Consider the following 19,857-nt stretch of genomic DNA (forward strand, 5'->3'; position numbering starts at 1 on the left):
ATGCTAACATTCATATCAATAATATCATTTTTAGGTAATTTGGGGAGCAATTCACATAACTTTGGGGAATGACTTCCTGTTAATTCCTGTCCATTTTGCTTAAAAGCATTATGTACTCTGACTGCTTTTAATCCCTTCGCTCTTAATACGTAAAATCCTCCTGCTTTATCTAATTCATGAATATAACTACCTGAATAATATCCTCTATCAGCAAGTAACAACTGTCCTTTCAACTCTTTAAATGTTGGAAGTTCTTCACGTTCAGAGTAACTGTCTGGTGTTATACCTGCTTTTTCAAAGCAACCTTGCGTTAAATTTAAAGTAGCATGCAATTCAATAGCTGCTGGACACGTATTTGAAAATCGCCCAGGAAAAACATCTTTTAGCAGAGATAATATGTTCACCTCACAATTTAAATTGATGACTTAAAAAATGAGGTGAATTTGAAATTAGCATCCCTATTTCGGCAAAGGCCGTGAAGCAACATAATACGCGCACGCAGCCATAAATAGCGCTACAGCACAGGCTAATAATAAAGAGGGTTGCGCGCCTAAGTAAAATAATCCATAGCCTATGACCATACCAAGGCTTGCCATGATCTTTACTGGCTTAGAAATTGCACCGTACGTTTGCCAATTCCTCAGTGTTTTACCAAAGCGAGGGTGATTAAGTAGCCAATACTCAAATCGTTGTGATGAGCGGCTAAAACAAAAAACAGCACCAATAAGAAACACAGTTGTTGGCATGACAGGCAAAAAAGCACCAATAATACCCAGCCCAGTAAGTAAAAAACCACTGAGCAAATAAGCTATTTTCTTTAAGTTTTCTGTAACTAATTTAGGGTTAGTCTTATTAATAAACTTCATAATTTACCATTTCGTTTTTTGCCAGATCATATAAATAATTACATTACTTGTTATTCAAATACACTATCAACGGCACTACGTACTAGGCTAAAAGCATCTCGGGCTCCATCAATAGCAAGGATTTGCTTTTCATGCGTGAGCTCAATAGCGTTTAAAGCTGTTGTAAAGGCTTTCCATGATTGTCCACGACCGATTGCGGCAGGAGCTAAATGGGTCGCGCCAAACTTTTCAGACAAACCAATACGTTTTGCCGCTTTCAATAAATACTCCGCGCCTAAATTAGAGCCTTCACAGACATAAAGCCAGCCAAGAGAAGCAGGGTAGCCAATGTCTGGCAAACGGATCTGCGCTTTCATATCATTAAGGTCAACATTGAGATCTAGAAGATCTTTTTCAAGATGGCTAAGACGCGCTCGTTCAGGTAAATCTGCAAATAAACATAATAGCCCAGGATTACAATACAGTGGCGCTATGGCTAAATGAAAACGATACTGTACCGCTAAAAATAAAGCGTAACGGTCTAAGTCTGCAAAAGGCCGCTTTGTCATAATTGTCTTATCTAGGCTGTCATGTGTGGTTGTGGTGTCTAGTTTTAGCTTTTGGGCTAAAGTGAGTATTTTAACTTCTTCGTTAACGTATAACTGTTCAATCATGAGCGATCCTTAAATATTAGCTAACTACTTGTCATGTAGTTAGTAATGGTTATATAAACACAGCGGTATCGCTGTTAATGAATAAAAAATGCAACAGGAACGGCCATGCTTATTGGGTTTCCTGTTACTGTTTTTGGTGGTGCAGGCAAAGGCTCTGCACGCCTAACTAATTCGATGACTTCTTGATCTAATGCTGCTATTCCACTGGGCTTAAATAAAGCAATATCGAGTACATTACCTTCTCTGTCCATGGTAAAACTTACCCATGGAATACCTTGTTGCCCACGTAATTTAGCCATTCGTGGGTAACGTTTTTTCCTTTCTAAATGCACCTGCAACGCACTTTGCCAAAGCTGTTTAGCTGAGCTTTCTTGTTCGCTCAAAGCACCTTTTACAGGCCCAGATGCCACTTTGGCTTCTTTTACTGGTAACGCTGCAGGTGCACTCGTTTGCTCTACGTATTGTTCACTCGCTCCAGTTGCCGCTGTGTTATTAGGTTGAGACTTTGGTGCAACGTCTGTTTTTTTCTCAGCGGTTTTTTTTAATGGTTTACTTAGCGCAGGCTTAATTGGTTTGTCTTTGATGGTAAAGTCAGATTTACTTTCTATAATTGGCTTTACTAAAGGCTCTATTTTTGTAGTCTCAGGTTCACTGCGTTGCTGCTTCATTGGCGCTGATTCTTGTTGCTTTGGCCCAACTGGTAGCGCTGATTGTTCAGATTTTGGGGCAGCAACAACGCTTACCTCAAAGACCTGTGGCGATGCTTGAATAGGCACATTGTTATTGCGTTCTTTTGGTAATAAAAAATAACTGGCAATAGCAAGGTGTAAAATAACAGCCCCTAAAATAGCGGTAATTACTTGCCACGATACTAAGCGAGAAGCTTTTTTAGTGGTGCCTGCAAACATACTCACTGGGCAACGTCCGTTTCGTGTTTTAAGCCCACTAGCGCAACTTGTGAATAGCCTGCTTTGGTTAATTGATTCATTAATGTCATAAACTGCCCATATTCAACTTTGCTATCAGCACGCAATAAAATACGTTGCTCAGTTTCAATTCCACGTTGATTTAGCTCTTGAGCCAAATTTTGTTGTTGAATGACATCGCCCTCACCGAGTATTAAGGTTAAGTCTTTTTGTAACGTTAGATAGGTAGGATCATCACTCTCTGGTTGCGCAGGGGCTGCAACAGCAGGAAGCTTAACGGGCACGCTCACTGTAGCAAGCGGTGTTGCGACCATAAAAATAATCAGCAATACCAGCATCACATCAATAAAGGGGGTAACGTTAATTTCATGCTGTTCATCTAAACCATCGTTATCGGTATTTTTAGTGCTAAACGCCATGATTTAAGACTCTTTAGATATGATGTTAACAGGTTTTTTATCATCATTAAGTAAGTTAGCTAAAGGCTTTGCCTGAGGGTTTTTCCTATCAAGATCACGACTAATTAATATCATGGTGGCAGTAAGAATATCAGTCAGTATGGCTTTATAACTGCCAATTGATCGAGAAAAATGATTATACATAACAACAGCTGGAATTGCCGCCACTAAACCCAAAGCGGTAGCTAGTAATGCTTCGGCAATACCTGGTGCGACTACAGCAAGGTTCGTTGTTTGCGTTTTAGCAATGCCAATAAAGCTGTTCATAATACCCCAAACGGTACCAAACAAACCTACAAATGGTGCTACAGATCCAATCGTTGCCAGCACGCCAGTCCCTCTATTCATATTTGCAGAAAGAGAGGTCTGTACTCGTTCTAAACGAGCAATTAAGCGCTCTTTTAACGCTTCGTCTGTAGCCGGTCCTGCCGCACTAAGGCATAACTCATGTTGAGTTGCAGTTAAAAGTATTAACGCTTCGCTTTTTTGCTGTGTTAGGTCATGGCTCGCCTTTGCAAAGCTTGTGCTTTGGATCAAATGAGCAAGTAATTTTTTAGCATGTCGTTTGGCAACATTGAGCTGTACAGATTTAAATATGCAAATAGCCCATGACACTAACGAGGCAATAAGCAGCCCTATAATTACACTTTTCACTACAACATCAGCTGCTTTGTACATTCCCCAAGGCGATAAGTCATGAGCATCAAAAGCGGCCTCGGTAAATCCATGCTCTGTATCAGTGGCGTTAATGGCGTCAGAACTAGTTGTTACGATTACGGGTTGCTCAACAATTGTATCTACAACTGGTGTAAGTTCAGGTGTTACTTCACTAGTACTCACCATCGAGAGGGGTTGCTCTGTGGCGTGTACTGTCATAGATAGCTGCACAATCCCACCGCTAAGCAAGCACAACAACAGCATGGCTCTTGTAAACATTTTTATTCCTAATCTTTAAATATGATCCATAAATTCAACGGTGTATCACCATTAAACTATGTCAATGTGTGCATCTTTTTGATGAACAATTTATTGGTTCTATAACTAATGCCGAACGAGAATCTATTTCCATCAATGAATAACAAATTTTTTATTATTAAACTAAACAGAATATCGCAATATACTTGAATGGGAATGAAAATCATTTATACTCTCGGGAAATATGCTACAGGAATATCTAAATTTTGACTAGCAATACCGCTAACTCAGTAGGGTTTAATACGCTTTATCAGGAACACCATGAGTGGCTTGTTCGGTGGATTGCGCGGCGTACCTACAGCACTGATAGTGCACAAGATCTTGCTCAAGATACGTTTATGCGTTTATTAAATAAACCCTCTTTATATAGCGAAATACGTAGCCCAAGAGCGTGGCTTACAAAAGTTGCTGGTAACTTAGTAACTGATGACATACGGCGCAAGATTTTAGAAAAGAACTATGTCGCTTTTTTAGAAAGCATGCCAGAAACAGCTTATTTCTCACCGGAAGAGCAATTTCAGTTGTTGAGGTTATTAGAACAAATAGACCGACTATTAAGTGGTTTAAGGCCAATTGAAAAAACGGCATTTTTAATGGTTAGACTCGATGGGCTCAGTTATAAAGAAGTGGCAAAACAACTCGATGTAAGCTTATCATCTATTGAAAAGTACATCGCTAAAGCTATGTTTGGGTGTTATACCCTCACTTATTCGGATTAAAAGTAATAGATGGATACCACTGTTGTGCAAAAATCAAAACACACGCCTTTAACTGATCAAATTGTGCAACAAGCGATTGCTTGGCGTATTTGTTTCGAGTCAGGCAACGCACAATCTAAAGATCTTGATGAGTACCAACGTTGGCGCTTAGCTGATCCTTTGCACGAACTGGCATGGCAGCGGATTGAGTTATTAGAATCAACATTTTCAAACGCGACACAAAAAAGCGCCAGCATAGTTCATTCAACGTTACAAAAAACAGATCGTGACATACAGAGCATGAGCCGCCGCCAAGCATTAAAGAAAATAGCAGGTACCACGCTTAGTTTAGCAAGTGTTAGTTGGTTAGCTGATGAACAAGGCGCTTGGCAATATCTTAATGCAGATTATGCAACCACTAATCAACGTGAACTTTTTACGTTAGCCGATAATAGTCAGCTTTGGCTTAATAGTGGCAGTACCGTTGAGCTTAATTTTAACAACCAAAATAAACGCATTCATTTAACGCGTGGAGAAATGCAATATACCGGCTCAGTGAGCACACAGCCGCTCCAAATAAAACTTAATCATGGAGTGCTAATAAGTGATAGTAAACAGTTTTTTGTGCGTCATGAAGATGACCATGCGCTAGTTAAAGTTATGCAGGGCAATATTGTTGTACAGCAGCCAAATTCTTTACGTACTAACCAAGTAATGAATGCAGGAGCCCTTTATAAAATAACCTCAAATTCAGTGCAGCAGTTAGATAATCATATATTTGATTACAGTAGTTGGACCGAAGGGCTTCTTTCTGTGCGGAACATGCCCATAAAGCATTTTTTAGCGGAGTTATCACGTTATCACCGTGGGTTTGTAAAATGTGCGCCAAGTTTAGATGATTACTTAATATCTGGGGTGTTTCAATTAAATGATACCAACCTCATTTTAACAACTCTTGCTCGCACTGCTCGCGCTAAAGTGCATTACATGACTCGTTGGTGGGCTGAAATACGTCCTTAATTATTCAATTAGTTACCCAGTTTAATAGAGTTATATAAAATAATTATCATTTAACCTTACGGGGTTTCTATTTTCATGCGTCATATAAGTATGCATTAAAGAAATAGGAAATCATTCATGCCCCGCGCTGCACTACACTTATTATCTGTTGTAACTTGTTTGTTGGTTATCACATCCACTGCAAGTTTAGCTGAACAAGCAACAACGACATCACAAATAAAAATGATCAAATTTGATCTACCTGCGGGTGAACTAGGGGATGTACTTAGATTATTTTCGCGCCAAGCAGGTGTAACGTTGTCATTTGAAGAGCGGACTGTACGTGGTTTTTCAGTTACTGCAATGTCAGGTCAATACAGCACCGAATCAGCATTGTTGACGCTATTACAAAATACTGACTTACAGGCCTTACCAATTAGTAGTAGTGCATGGTTAGTACAAGAAAAAAACCAACAAGATTTAATAACCCTAAATACTATTAATGTGCAAAGCCGTAACGTTGATCTAAAAGATCAAACCTACACCGAAGCTGGCTCAGTAAACTTGATCACTCAGCAAGATATTCAACGTTTTAGAGGAACCAGTGTTGGCGATATTTTTCAGGGCACGCCGGGTGTATTGATCAGTGAAAATCGCAACTCTGGTGGCCTCGATATAAATATTAGAGGTATGCAAGGACAGGGCAGAGTACCTGTGGTGATCGACGGCAGTCGCCAAGAAACCACGGTTTATCGCGGTTACTCTGGGGTGTCAAGTCGTAGCTACATTGACCCTGACTTAATCGGATCACTTAAAATTAGTAAAGGCCCGGTAATGAGTGCTGATGGCACTGGCGCGACTGGTGGCTTGGTGAGTGTAAGTACATTAAACGCCGATGATATTGTAAAAGAAGGCGAGTTAACAGGCTATCGGTTGCGTGTTAGCGCCATTGGAAATAGCTCAAATGCACCCGATCCTGGGACTTATGCGGGTTATTATTTAGCACGTAATGCGTACCGCTCTGAATGTCGGTTTTCGATCTACTGTAGCGATCAATATTTAATGCCCGAGCGCTTTGCACCTGATGAAGGCATGGAGAGACCAAGCTTACTTGAATTTGGTAGTTATGCCAGTAGTTTAGCAGCAGCTAAACATTTCGAATGGGGCGACCTTATTGGCGCCTATGCAAGAAGAGAGCAAGGTAACTACTACGCAGGTAGTAATGGCCCTACACCAGAGGTCATTTACGGCGAACCAGACAAGCTTGCTTGGTACACTGAAACGCAAGTATCAATGCAAGGCGCGTCACGTTTTCGTGCTAATGAGCGTATCCCCAATACTAACTTTTCGAGTGAATCTTGGCTGTTAAAAAGTAACGTACTGCTGCCCGATGATCAAAGTCTAGAAATGAGCTATATACGTTATAACAGCGCTTATGGCGAAATGATGCCTTCACAAATACGTTCTTTTGGTCAAGCAAGACAATGGCTTGATAGCGAAGTAACCAATCAAACTTACACATTGCGATACCGTTGGCAGCCAATTAAATATGACTGGGCTGATTTTAAAGCCAATGTTTGGCATACCGATGCACTTACTCAGTTAAATACCCCAGGTGTTGGCTCAGTAGATATTGCTGATAATGTCGCTCGCAGTGATGACTATCAACGTTTTGGAACTGATATAAGTAATAGCATGATGTTTTACTCAGCAGGCGAATTAGAACTAAGCTATGGCTTTGCTGGACAGTATGAAAATATGGACACTAACACCCCTGAAACCGAAGGCTTTTATGTGGGTTCACGCAGCGGGTGGCGTAAAGAGTTCAGCGCTTTTAGTGCAATAGATTGGCAATTTTCATCAGCATGGTCACTAGAAGCAGGTTTACGTTTTACTCATTTTTCTTCTAAAGACAACAATCCCCTTGTTATAAACACGAATGATCCCGCCTGTATATCTGACGATGCAGGTGGCTGCTTAGAAGTGCAATATGAAAATAGTCATTCAGGTACTGCGCCGTTAGTTGCTATAAAATGGCAAGCATTTAAAGGATTACAATTTTACCTTCGCCATAGCGAAGCACTGCGCATGCCGAGCTTATTTGAAAGCACCTCAGGTTGGTCTGTAAGCCCTGTATTAGATATCCCTTTAGAACCTGAACATGCAACGAATCAAGAAGTTGGCTTAAATTATTTAAACGACTCATTACTGACCAATGATTATAAAGTAGGTTTCAAGCTCGCGTATTTCCAAAACCACGTTGATGACTACTTAACCCGCACCCAGCCAAATGCATGGGAGCAAAAGCAAGGTGGTCTCGACTTCTTCCGAATGCGAAATATCGACAGTCTTGATCTAAATGGCTGGGAACTTAATTTTAGCTACGACACAAAATACTGGCTTGTAGAATTAAGCGGTACGCATTACACCCATATTGAAGTGTGCAATGTGGGGAGTTACGTACGTTACTACTGTAATAATTGGGGCCTACCTGAGAGTTATATAAACAACATGATCCCGCCAAATTGGCATGCAAGTGCTCACTTTGGTGTGCGTTTATTTGAACAGCGGTTAGAAGCGGGACTCAGAGGCACTTTCATGGGGCAACGTAACTCAATCCCTCGCTACAACGCTCCAGCAGGGTTTAATGAACCCGTCCTTTGGCACGGTTATAACCTTCTGGATATCTATGCCAGTTATAAATTTAGCGATGATACGACACTCGACTTCACCGTAGACAATGTCACAGATCGTTATTACCTCGATGCCTTGAGCTTGGGTTTATTACCTGCACCAGGAAGAACAGCACGACTGAGCTTAACTTTACAATTTTAACTGATAACACCTATCAGACAGGAGAATAAAAGCATGAAAAAAATATTTTGCGTAATCGCCATCATCGGACTTTCACTCACTATGTCGGCCTGTGGCGGCAGTAGTGATAAAAAAGCCGACACCGAAGTACAAGTCCCGCAGCAAAAGCCAATCGCTGTCATTGAGTTACAATCGCCCACGGAACAAACATTTTCACTAGAAGCTGGCGCAGTACAAGTAACACTCAATGCTGATACAAGTACCAGTGCCGAAGGTACTAGCTTAACTTACACGTGGCAGCTTATTGAGCGACCAGCTGCAAGTAAGTCAGATATTACCAGTGCAGACAGTGTAATAACTGAATTTACAGCTGATTTCCCCGGTGAATATGTAGTGAACTTAATCGTAAACGATGGCACCAACAACAGCGAAGCTGTTCGTTTTACGCTCACTGCAACCAGCCCTTATCCAATTGCAATTACTGAGTCAATTTATAGTGTAAATTTGGGCACTGATAGCATTGGTCTTGATGGTAGTCAAAGTGTAACACCGACTGGTGAAACCGGCTCATTAGCATACCAATGGGAGCTTATTGAAAAGCCAATAGATAGTACTGGCTATTTAAACAATGCAGATCAAAGTCAAAGTACTTTATTTGTTGATTTGGCCGGTGATTACAAACTGCAATTTATAGTGACTTATAATGGCATTGCCAGTGAATCCGTTAATGTTACGGTTAGTGTAGCTGAGGGTAATGCACCACCAGTTGCTAAAGCAGATGACATTACTATTATCTTAGGTGAAGAAGCCGTACTTGATGCCTCATCGAGTATTGATCCAGAAGGTGAGAAACTGCAATATCGCTGGCAATGGGGTTATAGCCCAACGGAACCTGATAATGCACCCTTGACAAAACTTGACGGTGCAACAACCGCCAAAGTGCGTTTTACTCCACAAGCTGTAGCAAGTTATAAAGTCATGCTATTTGTATTTGATGGTACTCGAAAAAGTGAAGAAAAAGAAATAACTGTCACAGTCAATAAAAACCCTGAAGCGACAACCAATGCGGCACCTATTGGTGAGTTATCAGCAACTGGTTATTATCCGTCTTACAGTATTGGTGAGCAAGAAGTTGGTCTTCGCGCTGAGTTTAACTTTACCGGTTATGATCCAGAAGGCGAAGCACTGCAAATTATCGACGCGACACTTGTTGAAAAACCTGAAGGTAGTGTTGCTGAGCTTGTTGATATTGGCTCTTGGAAACCGATGGGTAAAAAAATCCAAAAGTTAGATATAGCCGGTACTTATTTAGTTCGAATGGTGATTTCTGACGGCGAAAATCAAATTTCACTTGATGCTACGATGGAAGCAAAAGTAGGTAACGTTAATGCTCAGCCTTCAACAAGTGGTGTTAGTGCACAATCAAAATCAGTGTTGGTTGGTGATGCGTTAGTATTTGATGCTTCAAGTAGTGATCCTAATGATGACCCAATTACCTTTCATTGGGAGCTAACAGACAAACCAGATGGTAGTAATGCCACAATTGAAGCAGTGATCGAGCCAGAAAGTCAAGAGTATCGCCGTGCAAAAGTGATCACCGATGTGCCAGGCTCTTATACCGCACGTTTGATTGTAGAAGATGACCGTGGTTTATTTGCCAAAACATATGCGCAAGATAATGGTTTAGCTAAATTAACCAATACAACACCAGAGATCCGCTCGGTTGTGTGGGCACGTAACTGGGGACGCTTAAGCCCAGGTGAAGACTATTATCAAATTCTTACATGTATGTCGTTATTGCATCGCCCTGTGACAATTGATGCCGATGGTGATGAAGTCTTCACGCATGAAGAGCTGATCAGTGCACCTGAAGGCGGCGAGTTTACCAGCAGCCCAAGTGAGGCCGACTGTCCTAACACCCGAGGCCAAGTATTTACTAAACCAGGAACGTACACATTTAGATACTCTGCAACAGACTTAATTGATGATGCTCCACAGTATGATTTTGTAGTAAAAGTTGACCCAATAGCTGAGGCGAAAGGTGTTCGTTTACGTAGTTTAAATGACAATGATGAAAGCTTATGGCAGCCATTACCATATGAAAATATCCCTCCATTTGCGAATGACTTTTATGCAAGCTCTAAGCCTTTTCTTGAAGAAGGTTATGTAAGATGGTCGTTAACTGCAACTGATGCAGATTACACCATCGAAAACCTACATGTTAGTCATATCAATGGTGATTTAGAAAGCTTAACACCTCGCTTTGAAAACTTAATGCAAGGACAAGTTATTGCCAAAGGTGAGTCTGTTGAGTTTAAAACGTTACTACCAGTGGTAACGTGTGTTCGTAACGAAGAGGCATCAGAAGGATTTCATTTCTCATTCAGAATTAAAGAAATTCCTGAAATCACTTTTGTATATGAAACATGGCGTACAGCTAACCAATCAAGCTTATTTTATGAGTGGACTGAGTGTGAAGAGGATTAGTTGACCACAACAGATCAATGACTCTAGGGTATGTTGAGCTCGAAACATCACACGCCCTAGAGTAATATAAATCTATCTTGAGCAGCTATTTTCAGCGCTAACTGCGTTGAATTTACTTGCAATAGAGCAGCGATTGACGCGTAAATTCGACTTGTTTTCACTGAAAATCTCTGGCTAGAGAAAATAAATTTAAATATCACCATGATTCAATATGTTAGTAAATCTCTTAACCAGAGTTCAGGTTAATTACCTTTAGTGACAGTTTCAGGTCAGTGCTTAGGTGTTGCCGACTTTTTATCTAGATACTGATTAAGCACGAGTGCCAATAAGATGATCGTACCACCTAGACTGAGTTTTATAATATCAGCGTCTCGGTTCCAAATAAGTATATTGATTATAATACCTGCCGGAATGAGTAAATTATTCATAACTGCCAGTGCTCCAACATTGACAAGGGTTGCGCCTTTGTTCCATGCAAAATAGCCAAGGCCAGAGGCGATAGTACCTAAATAAATAAGTACCCCCCACTGGGTTGATGTGCTTGGCAGTTTGTTTGCATCGCCAAATGAAACGTAGCATACAATGGCGACAATTAGTGCCCCGATAAAAAACCACCCAAATAGAGCCTTATCATCAAGAGTATTGTTTGCCATTAAACGCTTGTAAGTTACTTGCCCAGTTGCGAAGCAAATATTGGCTGCTTGTACAAGTAATAAGCCAATCAAAAAGTGGCTATTTAAGTTCTTGTAACGAATAGCAACCGCGCCGCAAACAGCGATAAGTGCGACTACAAAAAATCGAGGGTTGAATTTTTTTTCAATTGCATCGTTTAATAGGGTGATGTAGATAGGGGTCATTACAGTAAATAGCAGTACTTCAGGAACGGTTAAAAATAAAAATGAGTGGTAGTAAAAGCTATACATAACACCAAGTTGTATAGCGCCAATCAGCATAAGCTTTAAGGCTAAAGGTTTAGGCGTTTGTTTAAGCTTTAAAAAAGGTAAAAAAATCAGTGTTGCCAGTGCTATGCGTATTAATACGCTAAACCAAGCGTCAACTTGTCCTGCTAAGTACACACCAATTAAACTAAACGAAAACGCCCATAGCAAAGTGACTGTAAATAAGTACTGCATAACCATCATCTTTTAATAAATATTGAGCTAAGTTTATCTGTTATATGTGAGGGTATAAACAATAAAAGCCCGCAAGCGGGCTTTTATAAAAGTGAGCTTAATAAATTAAGTTATTTACTCAACTAAACCACGGCGCTTAAGTAATGCGTCGGTAGTTGGTTTTTGACCTCTAAACTCAATGTAGCTTTGCATTAAGTCGCGGCTGTTACCTTTTGATAGGATTTCTTTACGGAACTTGTCACCATTTTTACGTGTTAAGCCGCCGTTGTTTTCCATATGTGCAAAGGCATCTGCTGCAAACACTTCAGTCCATAGGTACGCGTAGTAACCTGCTGAATAACCACCTGCAAATGTGTGGCTAAAGAAGTTTGATTTGTAACGCGGTGGAACAGGGTAGTAAGCAATACCGTGTTTTTCTAGCGCGTCTTGTTCAAACTTTTGAACATCAGTAATTTTTTCATCAGAACCAAATGAATGCCATTCCATATCAAGTAGTGCAGCGGCTAAATATTCAGTAGTGCCGTAACCTTGGTTGAATTTTTGCGATTCAAGTACTTTATCAAGTAAAGCTTGTGGAATTGGCTCACCTGTTTTGTAATGCTTAGCGTAGTTAGCAAGTACCGTTGGTTCAATCATCCAATCTTCATTTGCTTGCGACGGAAATTCAACAAAGTCACGCGCCGTTGCAGTACCCGCTAAGCTTGGGTATTTAACATCTGAGAATAAACCGTGTGCAGCATGACCAAATTCATGGAACATAGTAGACACTTCGTCAAACGTCATTAGCGTAGGTTCACCTGCAGCAGGTTTTGGAATGTTCTGCGCATTGTAAATAACTGGTTTAGTACCTTTTAAGCCACTTTCGCTTACGTATGCACTCATCCATGCACCGCCACGTTTACCTTCACGTGCATATGGGTCTAAGTAAAATAAGCCGATAGCACTGTTATCAGCGTTAAATACTTCGTATACAGTTACATCTTCATGATAAACGGGAAGATCTTTACGTTCTTTAAACGTAATGCCATATAGTTTATTCATCGCGAAGAATAAACCGTCGTGAATTACCGACTGCATTTCAAAGTATGGCTTAACAAGTGCTGGGTCTAAGTTGTATTTTTCTGCTCGTACTTTTTCAGCATAAAAAGTCCAATCCCATGGTTTAAGCTCAAAGCTTTCGCCTGAATCGTTAATCACTTTTTGAATAGCGGCTGCTTCTATTTTGGCTTTTTCAACTGCTTTTGGCGCAAGGTCGTCTAGAATGCCATATACATTGTCAGTTGTTTGCGCCATACGCGATGTCATTACATAAGAAGCCCAATCCTTATAACCTAAAAGCTCTGCTTTTTGAGCGCGTAGGTTGGTTTCTTTAATTATGATAGGGCCGTTAGTTTTTGCAGCACGATTTGCAGAAGCTTTAAAAATTTGCTCACGCAGGTCGCGGTTTTCAAGGCTGCTTAAAATAGGCTGTTGCGTTGTATTTACTAACGTGATCATGTAGCCGTCTTTACCCGCCTTTTTAGCAGAAGCTGCAAGACCTGCAATTTCACCTTCAGAAAGACCGGCTAATTTACTTTTATCAGTAACGACAATGACGTCTTCTTTATATGATTTTAAAATGTTTTGTGAAAACGCGGTCGACAGTTGAGCTAGCTCTGAGTTAATTTCACGCATTTTAGCTTTTTCAGCGTCATTTAATTTAGCACCTGCTTTTACAAACTGCTTGTAGTAAAAGTCAACTAGACGTTGATCTTCAGCATTTAATTTATCTTGATTGTCATAAATTGTTTGTACGCGCTTAAATAATGCACCATTTAAGTAAATATCGTCTGAGTGAGCTGATAATACCGGCGCCATTTTTTCATCAATGCGCTGGTATTCGTCATCTGAAATTAAACCCGATAAGTTGTAAAAAGCAGCCGATACGCGGTTCAATAACTCGCCTGATAGCTCCATTTTAACTAATGTATTTTCAAATGTTGCAGGTTTTGGGTTATTAGCAATAGCTTCAATTTGCGCTGTGTGCTGTGCAATACCAGCATCAAACGCTGTTTCGTAGTCTTTTGTGCCAAACTTATCAAATTCTGGCGCCATATATTGCAATGGGCTTGGTTTAAATAAAACATTGTTTGCGTTCATGTCTTGCACTTGTGCTGCGCCTTCTTCTGCCGTTTTTGTTGTTTCATCTGATGAACAGGCCGATAGTATTAGGGCACTAGCAATAGTAGTGGCGATCAGTGTCTTACGCATAATAACTCCATAGAAAGATTAGCCGGAATAGGCTTTATGAGTTTAAAAACCCAGTTAACTTACCAAATTCTGATTTATATACAATAAAGTTTATCGATATTAAGCGGGATTTGAACGCAAATTAGCTAATAACAGGCATTTAGGTAGGTAAATACAGCTCTAAAACATCGTTTTAACTACTGCTGAGTATCAAAAGAGGCGCTGTTTATACATTTACTCTTGCTATGCAAGTAGACACCCTATTTTATTACGATGCTCTAAAATGTAGGTTAGGGCGTGTTGAACTTTGGTGGTTGAACTTGCATCAGTATGTTTGGTTTTTAGGCAAGGCAGAGCCTATGAAGTGTGATTATTCCCCATAAATAGGCGATAACGTAGCACAAAGACCAAGCATGCGCTGCCCGTCGGGTTATTTCTAAGGACGATTAACTCTTTGTTGCTTACAGGATGTAGATAAGGGGCGTGAGCAGGATGTGGAAGCTTTGCTCGGTTTTTACTGAGCCCACTAGGTTACAAACCTCGCGCCACTTTTTAATAACTAGAGGGGACTTGCTGCAGTAAGAGTTAAATCAGTGCATATTGAACTTATTAACAGTGTGTTTAAGTTATATTATGACGTGCTAAACTTACCCAACACTGAATCACTTTCACTCTATAGCGATTTAACTTTAAAGCGCTCCTTGCTTGTATTGGAAAATAAATGACGTTAGAACACATAAACCAAATTCTTGCCTTTGTTGTATTTAGTTACAGCGATGTACATATTACCGTTGCAAAAATCATTAAAGTACCTTTAATACTTTTCGCTATTTGGTTTGTTGTTACGCGTATTGGTAAGTTGATAAAAAAAACCTTACTAGCAAAAAAGTTAAGCCAAGACGCGGTGCATTTATTCACTCGTATCTACTTTATTATAAGCATTGCGATTTTAGTTTTTACGTCCTTAGAAGTACTTAGTATCCCCGTTACTGCATTTGCATTCGTATCGGGCGCTATTGCTATTGGCGTTGGTTTTGGTGCACAAAATATTATCAACAACTTTATAAGTGGTTGGATACTTATGTGGGAGCGACCAATTCGTATTGGTGATTTTTTAGAAGTGGGTGATGCAAAAGGGGTTGTAGAGACAATAAATACACGTTCAACACGTATACGCCGAAACGATGGTGTGCATATGCTGATACCCAATAGCCAGCTATTAGAAAATACAGTAACTAACTGGACACTAATTGATGGTAATGCGCGTTCAGCGGTGAGCGTTGGTGTTGCATACGGATCGGACGTACTGCTGGTTAAAAAGCTAATTCAGCAAGTACTTGATGACCATGAAGCTATATTGGCTAATCCAAAGTCGTCAGTACTATTTGATGACTTTGCAGATAGCTCACTTGTATTTAACGCTATTTTTTGGGTGTGCGCAGAGTCGGAGACTATGCTTAGAAAAGTACGCAGTGATATTCGCTTTAGTATTTACGCTGTATTTGAAGAGCATGATGTAGTGATTGCTTTCCCGCAGCGTGATATTCATATAGATGGTGAAATTGCACTTAAGCGTATCAAATAAAAACATTCAGTTATCTGAATCCATAAAAAATAAAGCTGCCGTGTGCAGCTTTTTTATTTTCAAACTATGTTCCTGTTTTTTATTTTTGTTTAAAAAGTGCAAGTGGCTACTTTGTTTGGTGTTTTTTTATAAGGACATATGTCCTTATTTGTTGTGTTTTATGCCTTTAAATGTATAAAAATGGCATAACGTGTAGTTAAATGTTGCAAAAGAGTTTACTTTTTTGCTCATCTTTTTGCAGTAAAATTATTACGTGGTGGTATAATATCGATCGTTCGTTCAGCCTTATAACATCGTTTTTGTACTCTCGATAATAAGGTCCGCGCAGCCTATAGCAAGACGCGAAAAATTGGTCGAACCCGCAATCTACCTCCATGGTATAAATTGCGCAACACATAAACCGTTGAATAAGAGTGCACACAAAAGGTTAAACCCAACATGAAAGCAATGAAACGATCTACGTTAGCAACCCTAATTAACGCAACGTTGTTCTCTGCAGTAGCAGGTACTTCATTTTCTTCTTTAGCTGCGCAAGAAACAGCTAAAAAAAGCAACCAATTAGAAGTTATTCAAGTAACCGCTCGTAAACGTGTCGAAAACGCTCAAGAAGTACCCGTGGCAGTATCTGCATTACAAGGTGATAACCTTGATGTGTATAGCTCTGCCGGTATGGATATTCGCTTTATGAATGCGAAAATTCCAAGTTTAGCGATTGAGTCTTCTTATGGTCGTACATTTCCACGTTTTTATGTTCGTGGTTTAGGCAATACCGACTTTGATTTAAATGCATCACAACCTGTGTCACTGGTTGTTGACGATATCGTTCAAGAAAATGCGATTCTAAAAGGTTTCCCTGTATTTGATGTTGAGCGTGTAGAGGTTTTACGTGGTCCGCAAGGTACATTGTTTGGCCGTAATACACCGGCTGGTCTTGTAAAATTTGATTCGGTTAAACCTAGCCAAGAATTTGAAGGTTTTAGCTCAGTATCATATGGCACAGACAGTGCCGTTGATTTTAGAGGCGCGGTGGGTGGTGGTTTAACTGATAATCTTTCAGCACGTGTTTCTGTTCTTTGGCAAGACAAAGATAATTTTATTGATAACCGTGCGCCAGGTTTTGAACAAGATGATGTATTAGGTGGTTACACTGATAGAGCTGCACGTGTTCAATTCTTATATGAAAAAGATGATTTTTCAGCCTTACTTAATTATCACGTACGTAATATGGATGGCACACCTATTCCATTTCGTGCGAATGCAATTAAAAGTGGCACTAACGATCTAGTTGATGACTTTGATTATAAAGTTGTTTACCACGATGCAGCAGCACGTGAAAAGCAAACTGTTGATGCACAAGGTTTAAGCTTAAAGCTAGAATATGATTTTAATGATTACACTATTACTTCAATTTCAGGTTGGGAAAGCGCAGAAGTAAACTCGCGTGGCGATATTGATGGTGGTTATGGTGCTGACTTTTTAGGTGAGTTTCATGGTCCAGGTTCAATTCCATTCCCATCAGAAAGTGAAAGTGGTTTACCAGATCACGACCAATACACGCAAGAATTACGTTTAGCGAGTAACTACGACGGTGATGTTAATTTTCAAACCGGTTTATTTTATTTTGATGAATCAGTAACGATTGAAAACTTCGGCTACAATACGTTAGCTGGGGGCGCGTTAAACGGTTACGTTAATCAACAGCAAGATACTAAAGCTTGGGCTGTATTTGGTTCTGTAGATTACACTGTTTCTGATGATTTAAAACTAACGGCTGGCCTTCGTTACTCTGACGATGAAAAAGACTTTGAAGCAGTACGTAAAATAGTTAGCGATGACTGCCTAAATAACTTGATACAATGTAAAAACGATATCACCCGTACAACTGATGTAAGTGATGATCATGTAAGTTGGGATATTTCAGCGTCTTATAAATTAAATGATGATGTTAATTTATATGCACGAGTTGCAAATACATTCCGCGCTCCTAGTATTCAAGGTCGTATCACGTTCTCTGACGAGGTTACTACAGCTGACTCTGAAACTGTTACTTCATATGAGACAGGTTTCAAATCAGACGTACTTGATGGTCGCGGGCGTGTAAATGCGAGTATTTATTATTTTACTATGGATGATCAGCAATTAACTGCTGTAGGTGGGACTGCAAATACCACAAGTTTGCTCAATGCAGATAAGACAACAGGTTATGGTTTTGAACTTGATACCGAGTGGGTATTAACTGATGAGCTTAATGCCACGTTTAACTTTAGTTATAACAAAACAGAGTTAAAAGATAACAGCATTACCATTCCTGTACCAGATCGTGACACATTGCATATTACTGATACGACAGTGAATGGCAGAGCAATCATTGATGGTAATAGCTTACCTAATGCACCTGAGTTTATTTCTAACATAACACTTCGTTATTCAAAAGAACTAGCCGATGGTAACTTTTACGCTTACACCGATGTATCGTACCGCAGTAAAGTTAACTTCTTCTTATATGAAGCGGTTGAGTTTGAAGGTAAACCGTTAACAGAAGTAGGTGTGCGCGCCGGTTATACTTGGGCTCAGGATGATAATGAATACGAAGTAGCTGTTTTTGCTCGTAACTTATTTGATGAGCAAGTTGCTATTGGTGCAATCGACTTTAATAACAACACAGCAATGGTTAATGAAGAACGCTATGTTGGCGCTGAGTTTAAAGTTAACTTCTTCTAAAGATAACCTTAAATTATATTAATTTTTAAAAGCCTGCCTTGTGCAGGCTTTTATGTTTTTATAAAGCTGGTAAAGTAGCGTTAATTAATTTAAAGAGATAAAAAGATGGCTGGATTTTGGAATTACCGTGTAATTTTTTGTGAAGCAACGAAAGATGAAGCAGCGCAATATCAAATACACGAAGTGGAATATAACTTGAACGGCAAAGTAACTAACTGGTCAGAAACAGGCGCAGCCCCTTTTGGTACAACATTAGATGAATTAAAAGATGACTCAGAGCGTTTAAAAACAGCATTTGAAAAACCTGTACTTAAAGTTATGCGCAAAACGCGTGGCTATGAGCTTGTTGATGTTGATACGGGTGAGGAAGCAACGGGTGAGCCGCCAGCAGGCTTAACGCAATAACTGTATTTATATAAAAGGTGCTTAAGGCGCCTTTTTTTATTGTCAAAATTTAGCTTAGGTTAAATAATACCAATCTGCTTATATATGGGTTCTATTTAACGTTAAGAAAATTACGCTAGAACTAGGCAAAAATTTTTGTATCTAGTTGTTCTAAATAAAAAATTTTTAACGACGTTATAGTGCAATTTAATTCGTTAAATTGATCAAAGATCTATGCAGGTTGGTATAAGGAATGAGGATGACTTTACAAGCAATATTATTTGATATGGATGGCACATTAGTTGATTCAGAAAGTATGCACTTTGTATGCTGGAGTAAACTACTTAAGCCTTACGGTGTTAGTTATTTAGAAAATGATTTTTGTCAGCGCTTTTCGGGACGGCCCACTTTAGAAGCCGCAATCGAAATTAAGCAAGAGCATAACTTATCGGTAAGTGCACAATTTTTAGCAGATGAAAAATACCGTTTATTTGGTGGATATGTAGTAACACATTTACCGCCACTGATGCCATTTACAGAGCAAACGTTGAAAGCTGTAAAAGAGAGTGGCTTAAAAATGGCGCTAGTAACAGGCAGTGCTAAAAGTGAAGCTATGCCAATACTTAAAGGTTTAGGGTTTTATGAGCTGTTTGATACGGTGGTTACAAAAGATGACGTAAGTAATCCTAAACCTGCTGGGGACCCATATTTACTGGCACTTGAGCAGATAAATATACAGGCAGGCAATGCAATTGCTGTTGAGGATACATTTACCGGCGTTACGGCGGCCAACAATGCTTTGTTACGTGTGGTAGCCATTGCCAATAGCCATACTAAAGATCACGATTTTAGCCAAGCTACCTATCAAATGAGCAACTTAGATGAGTTTTGGCAATGGGCGCAATCTCAACTATAGTTTAAGCCAACTT

16 protein-coding genes are annotated in these 19,857 nt (G+C 39.8%); 8 read left to right on the plus strand and 8 right to left on the minus strand.

Annotation, left to right across the window (positions count from 1 at the left end; translation table 11 throughout):
• The 6 genes from DC53_RS03320 to exbB all read right to left on the minus strand — a co-directional run.
• Positions 1 to 404, minus strand: a 404-nt coding sequence (locus DC53_RS03320) for a transposase (RefSeq protein ID WP_240474586.1), incomplete at its 3' end; no start/stop codon positions are given.
• Positions 405 to 458: 54 nt separating this feature from the next.
• Positions 459 to 866, minus strand: a complete 408-nt coding sequence (locus tag DC53_RS03315; protein ID WP_045984464.1) for a YbaN family protein — start codon at positions 864 to 866, stop codon at positions 459 to 461.
• Positions 867 to 916: 50 nt separating this feature from the next.
• Positions 917 to 1,519, minus strand: a complete 603-nt coding sequence (locus DC53_RS03310) for a biliverdin-producing heme oxygenase (protein WP_045984463.1) — start codon at positions 1,517 to 1,519, stop codon at positions 917 to 919.
• 74 nt (positions 1,520 to 1,593) lie between these two features.
• Complete coding sequence (locus tag DC53_RS21420; protein WP_050484164.1) at positions 1,594 to 2,427, minus strand: TonB family protein; 834 nt, start codon at positions 2,425 to 2,427, stop codon at positions 1,594 to 1,596.
• 2 nt (positions 2,428 to 2,429) lie between these two features.
• On the minus strand, positions 2,430 to 2,864 hold the full coding sequence (locus tag DC53_RS03305; RefSeq protein ID WP_033031504.1) for a biopolymer transporter ExbD: 435 nt from the start codon (positions 2,862 to 2,864) through the stop codon (positions 2,430 to 2,432).
• Between the two features lie 3 nt (positions 2,865 to 2,867).
• Positions 2,868 to 3,839, minus strand: a complete 972-nt coding sequence (exbB, locus tag DC53_RS03300; protein WP_050484165.1) for a tonB-system energizer ExbB — start codon at positions 3,837 to 3,839, stop codon at positions 2,868 to 2,870.
• 245 nt (positions 3,840 to 4,084) lie between these two features.
• Between exbB and DC53_RS03295 the strand changes: the two genes are divergently transcribed.
• The 4 genes from DC53_RS03295 (at position 4,085) to DC53_RS03280 (ending at position 10,876) form a co-directional block, all read left to right on the plus strand.
• Positions 4,085 to 4,597 (plus strand): sigma-70 family RNA polymerase sigma factor, encoded by a 513-nt coding sequence (locus tag DC53_RS03295; protein ID WP_033031506.1) that lies wholly within the window; start codon positions 4,085 to 4,087, stop codon positions 4,595 to 4,597.
• Between the two features lie 9 nt (positions 4,598 to 4,606).
• Positions 4,607 to 5,596: a FecR domain-containing protein gene (locus DC53_RS03290; RefSeq protein WP_033031508.1), complete on the plus strand. Its 990-nt coding sequence runs from the start codon at positions 4,607 to 4,609 to the stop codon at positions 5,594 to 5,596.
• 117 nt (positions 5,597 to 5,713) lie between these two features.
• Positions 5,714 to 8,410: a TonB-dependent receptor gene (locus DC53_RS03285; protein ID WP_033031510.1), complete on the plus strand. Its 2,697-nt coding sequence runs from the start codon at positions 5,714 to 5,716 to the stop codon at positions 8,408 to 8,410.
• Positions 8,411 to 8,443: 33 nt separating this feature from the next.
• Positions 8,444 to 10,876: a hypothetical protein gene (locus tag DC53_RS03280; protein WP_033031512.1), complete on the plus strand. Its 2,433-nt coding sequence runs from the start codon at positions 8,444 to 8,446 to the stop codon at positions 10,874 to 10,876.
• 269 nt (positions 10,877 to 11,145) lie between these two features.
• On the opposite strand, the gene DC53_RS03275 is transcribed toward DC53_RS03280, so the two are convergent.
• Positions 11,146 to 12,009, minus strand: a complete 864-nt coding sequence (locus tag DC53_RS03275; RefSeq protein ID WP_204247241.1) for a carboxylate/amino acid/amine transporter — start codon at positions 12,007 to 12,009, stop codon at positions 11,146 to 11,148.
• Between the two features lie 114 nt (positions 12,010 to 12,123).
• Positions 12,124 to 14,259 carry a M3 family metallopeptidase gene (locus DC53_RS03270; protein WP_033031517.1) on the minus strand — a complete coding sequence of 712 codons (2,136 nt, stop codon included), beginning with the start codon at positions 14,257 to 14,259 and terminating at the stop codon, positions 12,124 to 12,126.
• A 700-nt stretch (positions 14,260 to 14,959) separates the two neighbouring features.
• Here DC53_RS03270 and DC53_RS03265 point away from each other — a divergent pair.
• The 4 genes from DC53_RS03265 to DC53_RS03250 all read left to right on the plus strand — a co-directional run bounded on the left by DC53_RS03265 (position 14,960) and on the right by DC53_RS03250 (position 19,844).
• A complete protein-coding gene (locus DC53_RS03265) occupies positions 14,960 to 15,823 on the plus strand; it encodes a mechanosensitive ion channel family protein (RefSeq protein ID WP_008137029.1) in 864 nt (287 codons plus the stop codon).
• Positions 15,824 to 16,261: 438 nt separating this feature from the next.
• Entirely contained in the window at positions 16,262 to 18,544 is a 2,283-nt protein-coding gene (locus tag DC53_RS03260; RefSeq protein WP_033031519.1) for a TonB-dependent receptor, read from the plus strand.
• A 105-nt stretch (positions 18,545 to 18,649) separates the two neighbouring features.
• Positions 18,650 to 18,949, plus strand: coding sequence for a hypothetical protein (locus DC53_RS03255; RefSeq protein WP_007376885.1), 300 nt, complete (start codon positions 18,650 to 18,652; stop codon positions 18,947 to 18,949).
• Between the two features lie 238 nt (positions 18,950 to 19,187).
• A complete protein-coding gene (locus DC53_RS03250) occupies positions 19,188 to 19,844 on the plus strand; it encodes an HAD family hydrolase (protein ID WP_033031522.1) in 657 nt (218 codons plus the stop codon).
• Positions 19,845 to 19,857: the final 13 nt, after the last annotated feature.

Source organism: Pseudoalteromonas fuliginea (genome assembly GCF_000690055.1).
In the GTDB taxonomy this organism is placed as follows: domain Bacteria; phylum Pseudomonadota; class Gammaproteobacteria; order Enterobacterales; family Alteromonadaceae; genus Pseudoalteromonas; species Pseudoalteromonas fuliginea.